Here is a 12180-nt window from a genome sequence, read left to right as displayed (position 1 = left end):
CCAGGCGGTCGCCATCGCCAACGACTCCCCCTACGGCCTGGCCGGCGCCGTCTGGAGCCGCGACTCGGCCCGCGCCGTCCGCCTGGCCGAGCGCCTGCGCACCGGCACGGTCTGGGTCAACGACTACCACCTGCTCAACCCGAGGTACCCGTTCGGCGGCTACAAGCAGTCCGGCGTCGGCCGCGAGCTCGGCGAGGAGGGGTATCTCGCCTACACCCAGACCAAGCACGTCCACGTCGACATCACCCAGCAGCGCCCCCGCCACCGCTGGTTCGACGTCACCATCCCCCGCCGCCGCTCCTAGCGGGGGCGGGGGCGGCAGAGGGGCTCGCCGCCATATACATCTTCCTCACCGCCGACCAGCTTGCCGGCGGCGTCGAAGGCCAGTACCCGCTCGACCCGAGAGCCGGCGGGCAGCTTCGGCGACGCGTAGGCGACCCAGGGGATGCGGTGGTCCTTCCCGAAGGTCGCCACCGTCACCGGCGGCTGACCGGCCAGTTCGAACCGGACCGAGGCCACCTCCTCGCGGGCCAGCCCCGTGAGGAGCAGGCCGGAGCCGGGCACCCAGGAGAAGCAGTCCATCAGCGTGTAGGTACCGTCCCGCTGGATGTAGGACGGCTCCATGGACTCCCAGTGCCAGCCGCGGCCGGGGTGCCGTCGCTCCTCCCAGGGGAAGTGCACGGAGAAACCCCCGTTGCCCTGCAGCGGCTCGATCCAGGCCTCCCAGGCGGTCATCCCCTCGCCGCCCTTGCCGAGCAGCACCTTGGTCCGGGCCGGGACGGTTGGCGGTGGCGGCGGGCGGACGGCGTTGGTGATCGGCTTCAGGGCGCCCACGATCCGCTTCATGGCCTGCCGCACCTGGTCGCCGTCGGCGTCGGCGGTGCCGGTGACGAGCAGGATCCTCGGCCAGGCGCTGCGTCCGCAGCCCATCCGGGGCTCACACCAGTCGGGCCAGAGCATGGCGTACCGCCCGACCTCGCCCGAGATCGAGCCGGGGTGGAAGCGGTACGCCCGGCCGTCGGCCCGCCGGCTGCCGCCCTGCACGAGGGAGTAGTCGAGCCGCTGGTTGCTGTCGGTCGTGATGGTGATTCTCGCCCCAGGCGGCTTCCCTGACCGGGGGACGAGAACCAGGCCGACCACCACCGGCCGGGGCACCCCGATCGAGGTCCCCGGGAGGGCCTCGCCGCGGGCCAGCGCGCGGGTGCCCCGCAGCTCGCGCTCGACCCGCCAGCCGGCCGGCAGCTTCAGCTCGAACCCCTGGCTCCCGACCCGCACCAGGTCGGGAGACGGTGCCACCGTGGGCACCTCGGAGGGCAGCAGCCGGGGGACCAGTACCGCCCCGGCGAGGATGGCGACAAGGGCCAGCCCGGTGGCGGCGGCGACGGCCCGGCCCCGTCGCCGGCGGCGGCGCAGGAACCGGTCGTAGGCGGTCGCCTCCCCCGGCCAGGAGGTCTCGTCGGGCTGCCCGAACAGCTCCCGGAGCTCGCCATCCAGGTTCATCGTCGCTCCTCCGTGCCGCTGGCCGCCGGGTCGAGGTCGTAGGAGCCCAGCCGCTGGCGCAGCCGGGCCAGGGCGCGGTGGCTGGCCGACTTCACCGTGCCCACCGGCACCCCCAGGAGCCGGGCCACCTCGGCCTCGGTGAGGTCCTCCCGGTAGCGGAGGACGAGCACGGCCCGCTGCCGCGGCGGCAGGGCCTGGACGGCCTCCCACAGCACCATGGCCCGCTCGGTCCCGGCCGGCGGGGCCTCGGCGGGCCGGCCCCTGGCCAGGGAGCGCGCCTCCACCGCCGCCCGGCGCAGCAGCGACCGCTGCCGGTTGACGAGCACGCGGCGGGCGTAGCGGGCCGGGTCGGCCGGCCGCCGGCCCAGCTGCCAGCGCCACCAGATGCGGACCAGCGCCTCCTGGGCCAGCTCCTCGCCCTCGGCCCGGCTCCCGGTCAGCAGGAAGCCGAGCCAGCACAGCCGTGGGTACTCGCTGGCGAAGAACTCCCTGAACGCGGCGTCGTCGACGGCCAAGGCGCCTCCCATGGACCGGGCTTCGCCGTACGCACTCCGGGCGACCCGGAAAGGTTCCACCCGATCCGCTCAGCCGACCAGGGTCTTGCGCAGGCGCCAGGTGGCCAGGGCGAGGAGGACGGCCGCGAAGGCGGCCAGGACGGCGAGCTGGCGGGTGATGCCGGCCAGGCCGGCGTTCCTGGCGATCAGGGCGATGAAGCCGTCCATGGCCCAGGCCTGGGGGAACAGGTGGCCGACGGCGCGCATGGGGGCGGGGACGATGGCCAGGGGCCACATGCAGCCGCCGAGCATGCCGAGGGCGATGCCGACCGGGGGGCCGATCGAGGTGGCCTGCTCGGCGTTGCCCAGGACCGCGCCGAGGAGCAGGCCGACGCCGGTGGCGACCAGGGCGAAGGTGACCAGCAGGAGGAGGGCGGCCGGGGGGTCGCCCCAGTCGACCCCGAACACCAGCCAGCCGACCAGGAAGATGATCAGGCCCTGGAGCAGGGCGACGGCGAAGCGGCCGAGGGCCTCGCCGAACAGGATGGTGGCGGCCGTGGTCGGGGTGGCCAGCAGGCGGCGGGTCACGCCGAGGCGGCGGGCCTCGATCAGGCTGGCCGCCCCGGCCATCGAGGTGATGAACACGAACAGGACCAGGTTGGCCGGGGCGGTGTAGTTGAACCCGGTCGGGAGCGCGTCCTCGCGGCCGCCGACGGTGGTCGCCTCGACCCGGACCTGGGGCTGGGTGGCGGCCAGGGCCCGCGCCCGGGCCAGGGCGGTGTCGAAGGGGACGCGGGCCGTCTCGGCGGCCAGGCGGGCCGCCTTGACCTCCGCCGCCTGCCTGGCCACGACGGCCGCCACCGCCGAACGGGCCGGGGCCGGGGCCGGCCGGGTCTGGTCGGTCACGAAGGTGACGTCGGCCCGGCGGCCGGCCCGCAGGGCCTCGTCGTAGCCGGCGGGCACGACCACCCCGGCGGCCACGACCCCCCGGCGCACCGCCTTGCCGAGGGCGCCGGCGTCGTCGTAGGCGCGGGCGTCCAGGGCCGGGGAGGCCTCCAGCTCGGCCCGGAGCTCGCTCCCCAGCCGGCCGGCGCCCTCCTCGGCCACCCCGACCGGCAGCCGCTCGGACCCGGCGTCGCCGAAGGCCAGCCCGACGATCAGGATGATGACCACCGGCAGCAGCACCAGGAAGAACAGGGCAAGCCGGTCCCTGGCCAGACGGCGCAGGCCCGAGCCGGCCATCACCAGGGCCTTCACGCCATCACCATGCGCCGCGCCCGGTACAGGGCCAGGGCGCCGGTGACCAGGCCGACGGACAGGGTGACGGCGACCGGCAGGGCCACCGTGGCCAGACCGCCGCCGTCGGCGACCAGGTCGACGAAGCCGCGCAGGGCCCAGCCGTTGGGGGTGAGCAGGGCGGCCCGCTGCAGCAGCTCGGGGAGCTGGGCCAGGTAGATGAAGTTGCCGCCGAGCAGGGCCAGGGTGAACACCACCAGCGAGCTGTAGCCCTCGGCCTGCTCGTCGGTCTTGGCCAGGGTGATGACCAGGGCGGTGATGCCGATGGCGCTGAGCACGCTGGAGACGGTGAGGGCGACCACGGCCACCGGGTCGCCCCAGTCGGCCCCGAACACGACCGTGGTCGCCAGCCACATCACCAGCATGCTGGCCGTGCCGAGGGTGAACGCGGCCAGGGCCTTGCCGGCCAGCACCCCGCCGGGCGGGGCGGCGCTGGCCAGCAGCCGGCGCATGGTCCCCTGGCGGCGCTCGGCGAGGACGCTGCGGGCCCCGAACGAGACGGTGAAGAACAGGAAGAAGATGGCCATGGAGGGGCCGAAGTAGTTGGCCGCCTCGATGGTCCGGCCGCCCACCTGGCCCTCGACCAGCTGCGCGGGCAGCCGGGTGGCGGCGGCCCGCTCCCCCAGCCGGCGCGCCCCGGCTTCGGTGGGCGGCTGGCCGGCGGCGTCGAGGGCGGTGGCCACGGCCAGGCCGGTGGCGGCCAGCTCGGCCGTGTAGGCCTCGGCCAGGGAGCGGGCGACCTGGCCGGCGATCGGGTTCTCGCCGGAGGAGACCACGGTCAGGGTGGCCGGCCGGCCCGCCTGCACGGCGGCCGACAGCCCGGCCGGGAGCAGGAAGGCGGCGTCGACCTCGCCCCGGTCGACCAGGGCCCGGGCCTCGCCCGGCTCGACCCGGCGCACGGTGACCAGGTCGCGCAGGCCCTCGCTGGCCAGCACGCCGTCGGTGAACCCGGTGGCCACCGGGCCCCGGTCGGCGTCGGCCACGGCGTAGGTGGCCCGGAAGGCGAAGTCGCCCCCGAAGGCCAGCCCGATGATGGAGGCGAGCACGAACGGGGCGATGAAGGCGATCACCAGGGCCGAGCGGTCGCGCAGCCGCTGGCGCAGGTCCTTGCCGGCGACGAGCAGGGCGGTCCGCAGCATGTCAGTCCCGCAGCGCCTTGCCGGTCAGGTGGAGGAACACGGCCTCCAGGTCGGGCTCGACCAGCTCGACGCTGGTGACCTCGGCCCCGGCGTGCTCGGCCGCCTCCAGCAGCCGCGGCAGCAGCCGTCGGCCGTCCCGGGCGACCAGGTGGACGCCGCCGGCGACGACGCCGGCCTCGTCAACCCCGTCCAGCCGGGCGGCCGCGCCGGCCAGCCCGGCCAGGTCGCCGCTGGCGGCCAGCTCGATGCGGTCGCGCTCCCCCACGGTCGCCACCAGCTCGCGGCGGGTGCCCTCGGCGACCAGGCGGCCCTGGTCGATGATCCCGACCCGGTCGCAGAGCCGCTCGGCCTCCTCCATGTAGTGGGTGGTGTAGAGCACGGCCACGCCCTCGCCGCCGAGCGCCTCGACGTTGCCGAGGATGGCGTTGCGGCTCTGCGGGTCGACCCCGGCCGTCGGCTCGTCCAGCACCAGCAGCCGGGGCCGGTGCAGCAGGCCGGCGGCGATGTTGAGCCGCCGCTGCATGCCGCCCGAGTAGTCGGCCACCCGGTCGCCGGAGCGCTCGGCCAGCCCGACGACCTCCAGGGTGGCGTCGACCCGCTCGTTCAGCTCCCGGCCGGTCAGCCCGTACATCCGCCCCCAGAAGCGGAGGTTCTCGAGCCCGCTCAGGTCGGGGTAGAGGGCGACATCCTGGGGCACGTAGCCGATGGCCGCCTTGACCAGGCCGGGGTCGCGGTCCAGGGACGCCCCGGCCACGGTGACCTCGCCGCCGTCGCGCCGCAGCAGCCCGCAGATCATCGAGATGGTGGTGGTCTTGCCGGCGCCGTTGGGGCCGAGCAGCCCGTAGGTCTCCCCCGGGGCGACCTCGAACCCGACGCCGTCGACGGCCAGGCGCTCCTTGAAGCGCTTGCGCAGGTCCTTGCACCAGAGCACCGGTCCGCCGTCCATGCCCGGGAGCGTACCGCCCGGCCTCGCCGGTCCGGGTCAACCGATCGGCCGATCCCGCGTCGGCCGGGCGGCGGGTTCACGGCGGATTCCCGGTAGCCTTGACCGGTGGACCACGACGGGCGACTGCGGCTGGCCGCCGACCTGACCGAACGGCTCCTCGACCGGCACGGGCCGGCGATCGTCGCCGTGGGCGTCCACGGCGCGGTGGCCAGGGGCGACGACGGCGAGGAGGCCGGCCTCGACCTGGCCGTGATCACCGTCGGTCCCGAGACCGGGGTGCCCGACCGCTACCTGTACCTCCGCGACCCGGGCCTGGTCGTCGACCTGGCCGCCATCGGGGCCGACGCCTACCTGGAGGAGGCGTCCTCCATCGGGCCGGCCTGGCCCCTGGCCGCCGACCAGTACGTCAACCAGCTGGCCATCCACGACCCGGGCGGGTACTTCCACAAGCTCAAGCACGTCCACGAGGCCGCCGTCGAGGAGGCGGGCCCGGAGGTGTTCGCGGCCGCGGCCGCCTTCGACCTCGTCCAGCTGCTCTCCTGGGAGGCCAGGGGCCGCGCCGCCGAGCTGGCCGGCGACCTGCTCACCACCCAGGTGGCGGTCAAGGAGGCGGCGGTCCTGGCCGCGCTGGTCGTCGGCCTCCACACCCGGACCGCCTACCGCGACACGGCCCACGCCCTTGCCGCCACCGCCGCCACCGGGGCCGCCGGCCCCGGCTTCGCCGAGGCCTACCGCCGCCTGCTCGACCCCACCGCCGAGCCGGCCGTCCAGGTCCTGGCCCTTGGCCGGGTCCGCGACGCCCTGCTCGCTCTGGCCGACCGCGAGGCCATCCCCTACCAGGCGGCCGGCCTGGACGCGTTCCCGTAGCGGTCGGCGCCCAGGTGGGCCGCGACCGTGCCGGCGACCCAGGCGGCGTCGCCGGGGAAGCCGTGCAGGATGCCGGAGCTGCGGCGGCGCAGCCAGCGCAGCCCCAGGTACCACAGCCCGGGGGCGGGCGCGACGCCGTCGTCGTGCCGGGGCTGGCCGCCGGCGTCGACCAGGGCCGGGTCGAGCCAGGAGAAGTCGCCGGTGAAGCCCGTGCCCCAGATCACGCCGGCGACCTCCTGGGCGCGCAGGTCGAGGGCGGCCGGCGGGTCCAGGGCGACGTGGGCGTCGTGCTCGTCGGGCTCGGCCGGGGGCGCGCCCAGGCCGCGGCGGCGGATGATCTCGTCGACCATCGCCCGGAGCCGGGTGGCGAGGGCGTCGCCGGCAGCGACGTTGGCGGCCAGGCTGTCGTCGAAGGCGACCCGTTCCCCCTCCACCGCCACCGGGCGGCCGACCAGGGTGGCGCCGGCCCTGGCCAGCGCCGGCAGGCTGAGGCCGCGGCCGGGGGCGACGAGCGGCATCGGGTTGCCCATGACCGACGGGTCGGGCAGGTCGCGCGGACGCTGGTCCATGAACCCGGCCTCGGCCAGCCACTCGACCGTCTCGCGGCCGCGGTGCCGGAACGGCACCCGGCCCACGGGGCTGGTCGCCAGGAAGACCCGGCGGCCGCCGGATTCCAGGAGATCGTCGGCGATCTGGCAGCCGGACTGGGCGCTGCCGACGACCAGCACCGACCCGTCGGGGAGCTGGCCGGGGCCGCGGTAGTCGGCGGCGTGGAGCTGGGCGACCCGGCCCGGGAGGCGGCGGCCCAGCGCCGGGACCCGGGGCCGGTTCTGGTCGCCGGTGGCCACGACCACCGTCCTGGCCCGCAGCTCGCCGTCGTGGGCGGCGATGGCCCAGCCGTCGCCGGCGGTGGCCAGCCGGGTGACCCGGACACCCTCGCGGACCGGGCAGCCGGCGGCGAGCCGCTCGAGCCGCTCGACGACCTCCCGGCCGGTGGCGTAGGCGTCGCGCGCCTGCCCGCCCAGCATCGAGTTCATCCAGCCGGCGGTGTTGAGCCGGAAGGAGTCCCAGCGCTGGGACCGCCAGGTCTCCCCGACCCGGTCCCGCTCCAGGACCAGGTGCTCGACCCCGCGGCCGGCCAGGGCCACACTGGCGGCCAGCCCGGCCGGACCCGCGCCGACCACCGCGCAGTCGGTCACCATGCCGCGCATCTTCCGCCTCACGGCCTGGCCAGCGCCGCCTGGAGCGCCCGGAGGAACGCCTCCGGCTGGTCGGCCGCCAGGATGTGGCCGGCGTCGTCGATCACCTCGAGCGGCCAGCCGTAGCGGGCGCTGGCCTCCTGGGCGGCCGCCAGCGGCATCACCCGGTCCTGCCGTCCCCAGATGAGTGTCACGGGCAGGTCGATCCGGGCGAGGTCCTCGGGCGGGATCTGGCGCAGACCGAGCTCGCGCAGCAGCTGGCGGTTGGCCCGCTGCACGCTCGGCGTGCGCGAGAGCTCCAGCGAGTAGGCCCGGAACGGTGCCCAGCGCTCCCCCATCCGCCGCCGTACGCGTTCCGGGTCGACCGACACCTGCCGCAGCATCCCCATGGCGCTGCGTTCGCTCGGCCGGACGCCGTGGCGGACCAGCGCCAGCAGGATCCCCGGCGGGATCCGCACCTTGCCGGCGAGACCGCCCACGCCGACCAGGATCAGGCCGGCGAGACGGTCGCGGTGGCCGGCCGCGAAGCGGGCGGCGAGCGAGCCGCCCAGCGAGGCCCCTACCACCACCGGCGGGACCGCGCAGGTCTGGTCGACGAGCTCGCCCAGCCAGGCCAGGGCGGTCGCGGCCCCGGGCGGGTCCCCGTCCACCCGCGAGGCGCCGAGGCCCGGCAGGTCGGGCGCGACCACCCGGTGGGTGCGGGCCAGCTCGGCGATGGCCGGCAGCCAGACGCCCGCCCAGCCACCCTGGCCGTGCAGCAGCACGACCGGTGGGCCGCTCCCGCCCTCCAGCACGGCGGTGGACACGCCGGCCAGCCGCAGCCGTCGTTGCGTGACCGGGGCTCCGGCCAGCAGCCGCTGCCGGAGCTCGTCGCCCGCCGTATGTGCGCCGCCGTCCTCGACGACCCACTGCCCGCTCATCGCTGACCCCCTTGCTGGTGGCTCGTGCCGTCATCGTGGGAGCCGGGACGGCGCCCGCCAAGGACAGGTTGTGAACCTGCCGGCAGCCGCCCGACCAGCCCGGGTTCACAAGAAGAACTAGGCAGCGGGCCGATGAGGGTCGAGACTGCACCCATGCGCACCTACGGCCAGTTCTGCCCGATCGCACGGGGCTCGGAGATCCTCGCCGAGCGCTGGACGCCGATCATCCTGCGCAACCTGCTGCTCGGCTGCTCGACCTTCAACGAGATCGCCGCCGGCGCGCCCGGGCTGTCACGGGCGCTGCTGGCCAGGCGCCTGCGTGAGCTGGAGCGGGCCGGGGTGCTGGAGATCCGTCCCAAGCCGAACGGGCGCGGGTCGGTGTACGAGCCGACGCCGGCCGGCAAGGACCTGGCCGGGGTGCTGGAGGCCATCGGCGGCTGGGCCGAGCGCTGGACGGAGATGCAGGGCGAGCACGCCGACCCCGACGTGGTGCTGTGGTCCTGGTCCCAGACGTTCCTCCGCCGCGACCTGCTCCCCGTGCGGCGGGTGGTGGTGCGGTTCGAGTTCACCCGCCAGGCCCGGCGGGTGCGGCTCTGGATGCTGGTCGCGGGCCGGGAGGCCGAGGTCTGCCGCTTCGACCCCGGTTTCGGCGACGACCTGGTGGTGGCGATCGACGACCCGCTGGCCTTCGCCCGCTGGCACATGGGCCGGACCGGGTGGGCGGCGGCGCTCCGTTCCGGGGGGATCACCGTCACCGGGCCGCGGGCGCTGCGCCAGGCCCTGCCGACCTGGAACGCCGGGCCGGAGGAGAACGCCCGCATGCGGGCCGAGCACGGCCTACCGGTCGGGGACCTGGCCTAGCCCCCGGCCGGGCGGTCGGGGCCGGCCGGGGGGGCCGGCGGGAGCTCCTCGGAGGCGACCAGGTCGAGCTCGACCCGGCGGCCGTGGCGGTAGACCAGCTCGCCGCCGAGGGCGGCGCCGACGGTGAGGGTGAGGAGCCCGACCACGGTGAGGATGATGGGGCCGACCGGGGTCGCGGTGACGTCCAGGTCGCGGCCGCGCAGGAGGGCGTTGGCCAGGAATAGGCCGCCGGTGACCAGCTGCAGGCTCATGTGGAGCACGGCGATGCGCCAGGTGCGGCTGCCGTTCTCGATGGTCAGGAAGTCGGCGAAGCCGGCGGCCACGGCCAGGGCCGAGACCACCAGGGCGACCACGATCAGGGTGAAGGCGCCCCGGACGAACGGGTTGCCGTCGGCCGCCAGGTGGGAGAGGGCGTCGAACACCAGGCTGGTCGGGTACAGGGCGATCGGGAAGTGCACCAGCATCGGATGCAGGGGACGGCCTCGGCCGCCCTGGAGCAGGTTCGGCATCTCGCCTCCGGGGGTTGGCGGCCTGGCCCGGCGATGCTACCGCCCGCGACCTAGAGGTGGGCCGCGACCGCCCTGGCCGCCGCCTCCACCCGGGCCGGGGGCTCGGCGGCGGCGGGACGGCCGGCGGGCGTGAACAGCCCGACCTGGAACCGGGCGGGACCGTCGAGCACGTCGAGCAGGCCCGTGTCGCGGGTCCAGCGGGCGGCCTGCCCGATCCCGGCGACGTTCCTGTCCCCGGGCAGCCGGCTCAGCTCGTACTGGTCCCTGGAGGCGGCCACGCCCCGGTTGACCTGGACCAGCAGGTAGCGGTCGCCGCTGCTCCAGAAGGTGCAGGTGCGGACCAGGAAGCCGTCGCGGGTCTCCACCCTGGCCACCGGCGTGCCCAGGGCGGCCGCGGCCTCGGCCCCGGACAGGACCCCGGCGCAGGCCGGGGCGGGCGGGGCCGGCGGGCCGGTCGTGCCCTGGCTGGCGCCGGCCTCCGTCGACGACGCGGTCGGGGCGGCACCCGAGGCCGTGGTCGGGCCTGGCGCCGTGGTCGGCTCCGGCGCGGCCGGGTCCAGGGTGGTGGGGGCCCCGGCCGTGGCCTCGGCGGCCGGGTCGTCCTCCCCCACCAGGAACCAGGCCAGCCCGGTCACGGCGGCCAGCAGCAGGCCGGCGACGACCAGCAGGGCGGTGGTGCGGCGGCGGACGGGGCCCATGCGACTGCTCCTGCTCGGGCCGGCCTCGGGGGGCGGCGCGGCGCGACGCTACCACCTATGCCGGGCGCCTGCGCAGGTGGGGGCGGGACTCGACCCGCCGGGCGAGGCGGCGCAGGTTGCGCCGGAGCAGCAGCCGGAACGCGGGCCCAACGACCGCGAACCCGAGCCGCCCGACCACCCCCAGGGGCAGCTCGACGTCCTCGGCCCAGGCGAACCAGGCGCCGCCGGGCGCGGGCTCGACCACGAAGGTGCCCGTGCCCCGCACCACCCGGCCGAGGTGGCGCACGTCGATGCGGTGGGGCGGGTCGAAGCGGGTCACCTCCATGGGGTCGCTGAACCCGATCCCGGCGAGCCTGGTCTCGGCGACCAGCCGCTCCCCGACCCGGTGGGGCCCGCCGTCGGCGGTCACCGTGGTCAGGGCGACCCACTCCGACTGGCCCTCCCAGTCGGCAACGGCGGCGAACACCGCCTCGGGCGGGGCCGCGATCGCCACCCGCTCCTCCAGGTGGACACGCACGCGCTGCTCCTTTCTCGGCCGGGCCGTCGGCTACCATCGCCGGCATGCTGCGAACCTACGGCCGGCGCACCTTCGACTTCGGTCGCCGGGTCGCGGTCATGGCCATTCTCAACCGCACGCCCGACTCGTTCTACGACCGGGGGGCCACCTACGGATTCGGCGCCGCCGTGGCCGCCGGGGAGCGGGCCCTGGCCGAGGGCGCCGACTGGCTCGACGTCGGCGGGGTCAAGGCGGGCCCGGGCGCGCCGGTGGACGAGGCCGAGGAGCTGGAGCGGGTGGTGCCGCTGGTCGAGGCGCTGCGCGGCCGCACCGACGCGGTCATCTCGGTCGACACCTTCCGGCCCGGGGTGGCCCGCCAGGCCCTGGCCGCCGGCGCCGACGTCGTCAACGACCCCTCGGGCCTCCACGACCCGAGGGTGGCCGAGGCGGCCGCCGAGGCCGGGGCCGGGCTGGTCGTGATGCACACCGGCGGGCCGCCCCGGACCCGCCCCCACCGGCCCGCCTACGCCGACGTGGTCGCCGAGGTGCGCGCCTTCCTCACCGGACGGGTGGCGCTCGCCGTCCGGCATGGCGTGCCGGCCGATCGGGTGATCGTCGATCCCGGCCACGACTTCCACAAGAACACCTTCCACTCCCTGGAGCTGACCCGCCGCCTGGGCGAGCTGGCCGACATGGGCCACCCGCTGCTGGTCGCCCTGTCCAACAAGGACTTCGTTGGCGAGACCCTCGACGTCCCGCTCGACCAGCGCCTCGAGGGCAGCCTGGCCGCGGCCGCGTTCTGCGTCGCCGCCGGGGCCAGCATCGTCCGCGTCCACGAGGTCGCGGCGACCGTCCGCGTGGTCCGCATGACCGAGGCCATCCTCGGCCGCCGCCCCCCGGCCGCCACCCGCCGCGGCCTGGCCTAGCTCGGCTGCGCCGAGCCGATCGGGGTTCGAGGACTGCTCGCCCGGCTGGGCCGCCGGCGACGGCGTGGCGACGCGGTTCCGGCCCTGGTGCCTGGCCTTGTAGGGGTGTCGTCGGCGATGCCGATGAGCTGCTCGGGCGACTGCTGGCCGTCCCACTGGGCGACACCCACCGAGACGGTCTCGCCCAGTGGCGCGGCCTCGCGGACCCGGTCCAGGATCGCCACCGCCTCGACCTGGGAGCAGCCGACCAGCAGGGCCGCGAACTCCTCCCCGCCGTAGCGGGCGAGCATGTCCCCTCCCGCAGCTGCGTCTCCCAGCTGGCCGCGGCG

The 12180-nt window shown here is 76.3% G+C and carries 15 protein-coding genes; 4 read left to right on the top strand and 11 right to left on the bottom strand.

Going from position 1 to position 12180, the window contains the following annotated elements:
* On the top strand, positions 1-304 hold a 304-nt coding region (locus tag VF468_04935), incomplete at its 5' end, for an aldehyde dehydrogenase family protein (GenBank protein HEX5877660.1).
* Here the strand turns inward: VF468_04935 and VF468_04930 are convergent.
* The 5 genes from VF468_04930 to VF468_04910 all read right to left on the bottom strand — a co-directional run bounded on the left by VF468_04930 (position 301) and on the right by VF468_04910 (position 5375).
* A complete protein-coding gene (locus tag VF468_04930; protein HEX5877659.1) occupies positions 301-1500 on the bottom strand; it encodes a hypothetical protein in 1200 nt (399 codons plus the stop codon). The genes VF468_04935 and VF468_04930 overlap by 4 nt on opposite strands.
* Positions 1497-2015: a SigE family RNA polymerase sigma factor gene (locus tag VF468_04925; protein ID HEX5877658.1), complete on the bottom strand. Its 519-nt coding sequence runs from the start codon at positions 2013-2015 to the stop codon at positions 1497-1499. The genes VF468_04930 and VF468_04925 overlap by 4 nt, the downstream gene beginning before the upstream one ends.
* Positions 2016-2084: 69 nt before the next feature.
* Positions 2085-3251 carry an ABC transporter permease gene (locus tag VF468_04920; protein ID HEX5877657.1) on the bottom strand — a complete coding sequence of 389 codons (1167 nt, stop codon included), beginning with the start codon at positions 3249-3251 and terminating at the stop codon, positions 2085-2087.
* Positions 3248-4429: an ABC transporter permease gene (locus tag VF468_04915; protein ID HEX5877656.1), complete on the bottom strand. Its 1182-nt coding sequence runs from the start codon at positions 4427-4429 to the stop codon at positions 3248-3250. Before VF468_04915 ends, VF468_04920 begins: the two co-directional genes overlap by 4 nt.
* A gap of 1 nt (position 4430) precedes the next feature.
* The gene (locus VF468_04910; protein ID HEX5877655.1) at positions 4431-5375 is read right to left on the bottom strand and encodes an ABC transporter ATP-binding protein; all 945 of its coding nucleotides are present in this window, start codon (positions 5373-5375) and stop codon (positions 4431-4433) included.
* A gap of 105 nt (positions 5376-5480) precedes the next feature.
* On the opposite strand from VF468_04910, the gene VF468_04905 reads away from it, so the two are divergent.
* A complete protein-coding gene (locus VF468_04905; GenBank protein HEX5877654.1) occupies positions 5481-6242 on the top strand; it encodes a hypothetical protein in 762 nt (253 codons plus the stop codon).
* On the opposite strand, the gene VF468_04900 is transcribed toward VF468_04905, so the two are convergent.
* Both VF468_04900 and VF468_04895 read right to left on the bottom strand, forming a co-directional pair.
* Positions 6209-7444: an NAD(P)/FAD-dependent oxidoreductase gene (locus tag VF468_04900; protein HEX5877653.1), complete on the bottom strand. Its 1236-nt coding sequence runs from the start codon at positions 7442-7444 to the stop codon at positions 6209-6211. The two genes, VF468_04905 and VF468_04900, sit on opposite strands and share 34 nt — an antisense overlap.
* Before the next feature lie 17 nt (positions 7445-7461).
* Entirely contained in the window at positions 7462-8361 is a 900-nt protein-coding gene (locus tag VF468_04895) for an alpha/beta fold hydrolase (GenBank protein ID HEX5877652.1), read from the bottom strand.
* A 153-nt stretch (positions 8362-8514) separates the two neighbouring features.
* Between VF468_04895 and VF468_04890 the strand changes: the two genes are divergently transcribed.
* Positions 8515-9222: a helix-turn-helix domain-containing protein gene (locus tag VF468_04890; GenBank protein HEX5877651.1), complete on the top strand. Its 708-nt coding sequence runs from the start codon at positions 8515-8517 to the stop codon at positions 9220-9222.
* On the opposite strand, the gene VF468_04885 is transcribed toward VF468_04890, so the two are convergent.
* The 3 genes from VF468_04885 to VF468_04875 are packed head-to-tail and all read right to left on the bottom strand — an operon-like array spanning position 9219 to position 10946.
* Positions 9219-9731, bottom strand: coding sequence for a DUF2231 domain-containing protein (locus VF468_04885; GenBank protein HEX5877650.1), 513 nt, complete (start codon positions 9729-9731; stop codon positions 9219-9221). The two genes, VF468_04890 and VF468_04885, sit on opposite strands and share 4 nt — an antisense overlap.
* A 50-nt stretch (positions 9732-9781) precedes the next feature.
* The gene (locus tag VF468_04880) at positions 9782-10429 is read right to left on the bottom strand and encodes a hypothetical protein (protein HEX5877649.1); all 648 of its coding nucleotides are present in this window, start codon (positions 10427-10429) and stop codon (positions 9782-9784) included.
* Positions 10430-10484: 55 nt separating this feature from the next.
* The gene (locus tag VF468_04875; GenBank protein ID HEX5877648.1) at positions 10485-10946 is read right to left on the bottom strand and encodes an SRPBCC family protein; all 462 of its coding nucleotides are present in this window, start codon (positions 10944-10946) and stop codon (positions 10485-10487) included.
* Between the two features lie 35 nt (positions 10947-10981).
* Between VF468_04875 and folP the strand changes: the two genes are divergently transcribed.
* Entirely contained in the window at positions 10982-11851 is an 870-nt protein-coding gene (folP, locus tag VF468_04870; protein ID HEX5877647.1) for a dihydropteroate synthase, read from the top strand.
* On the opposite strand, the gene VF468_04865 is transcribed toward folP, so the two are convergent.
* Positions 11848-12180 (bottom strand): diguanylate cyclase (locus tag VF468_04865; protein HEX5877646.1); only part of this gene is annotated, 333 nt, incomplete at its 5' end. The two genes, folP and VF468_04865, sit on opposite strands and share 4 nt — an antisense overlap.

This window comes from Actinomycetota bacterium, from assembly GCA_036280995.1.
Taxonomy (GTDB): domain Bacteria; phylum Actinomycetota; class CALGFH01; order CALGFH01; family CALGFH01; genus CALGFH01.
Note: the sequence above shows the minus strand (reverse complement) of the source record. Positions and strands in the feature narration are given on the sequence as shown.

Bases quoted from the DNA above. Each gene is read 5' to 3' on its own strand.
- VF468_04930 (HEX5877659.1), bottom strand. From the start codon at position 1,500: ATGAACCTGGATGGCGAGCTCCGGGAGCTGTTCGGGCAGCCCGACGAG.
- VF468_04890 (HEX5877651.1), top strand. From the start codon at position 8,515: ATGCGCACCTACGGCCAGTTCTGCCCGATCGCACGGGGCTCGGAGATC.
- VF468_04915 (HEX5877656.1), bottom strand. From the start codon at position 4,429: ATGCTGCGGACCGCCCTGCTCGTCGCCGGCAAGGACCTGCGCCAGCGG.
- VF468_04900 (HEX5877653.1), bottom strand. From the start codon at position 7,444: ATGGTGACCGACTGCGCGGTGGTCGGCGCGGGTCCGGCCGGGCTGGCC.
- VF468_04880 (HEX5877649.1), bottom strand. From the start codon at position 10,429: ATGGGCCCCGTCCGCCGCCGCACCACCGCCCTGCTGGTCGTCGCCGGC.
- VF468_04895 (HEX5877652.1), bottom strand. From the start codon at position 8,361: ATGAGCGGGCAGTGGGTCGTCGAGGACGGCGGCGCACATACGGCGGGC.
- VF468_04910 (HEX5877655.1), bottom strand. From the start codon at position 5,375: ATGGACGGCGGACCGGTGCTCTGGTGCAAGGACCTGCGCAAGCGCTTC.
- VF468_04885 (HEX5877650.1), bottom strand. From the start codon at position 9,731: ATGCCGAACCTGCTCCAGGGCGGCCGAGGCCGTCCCCTGCATCCGATG.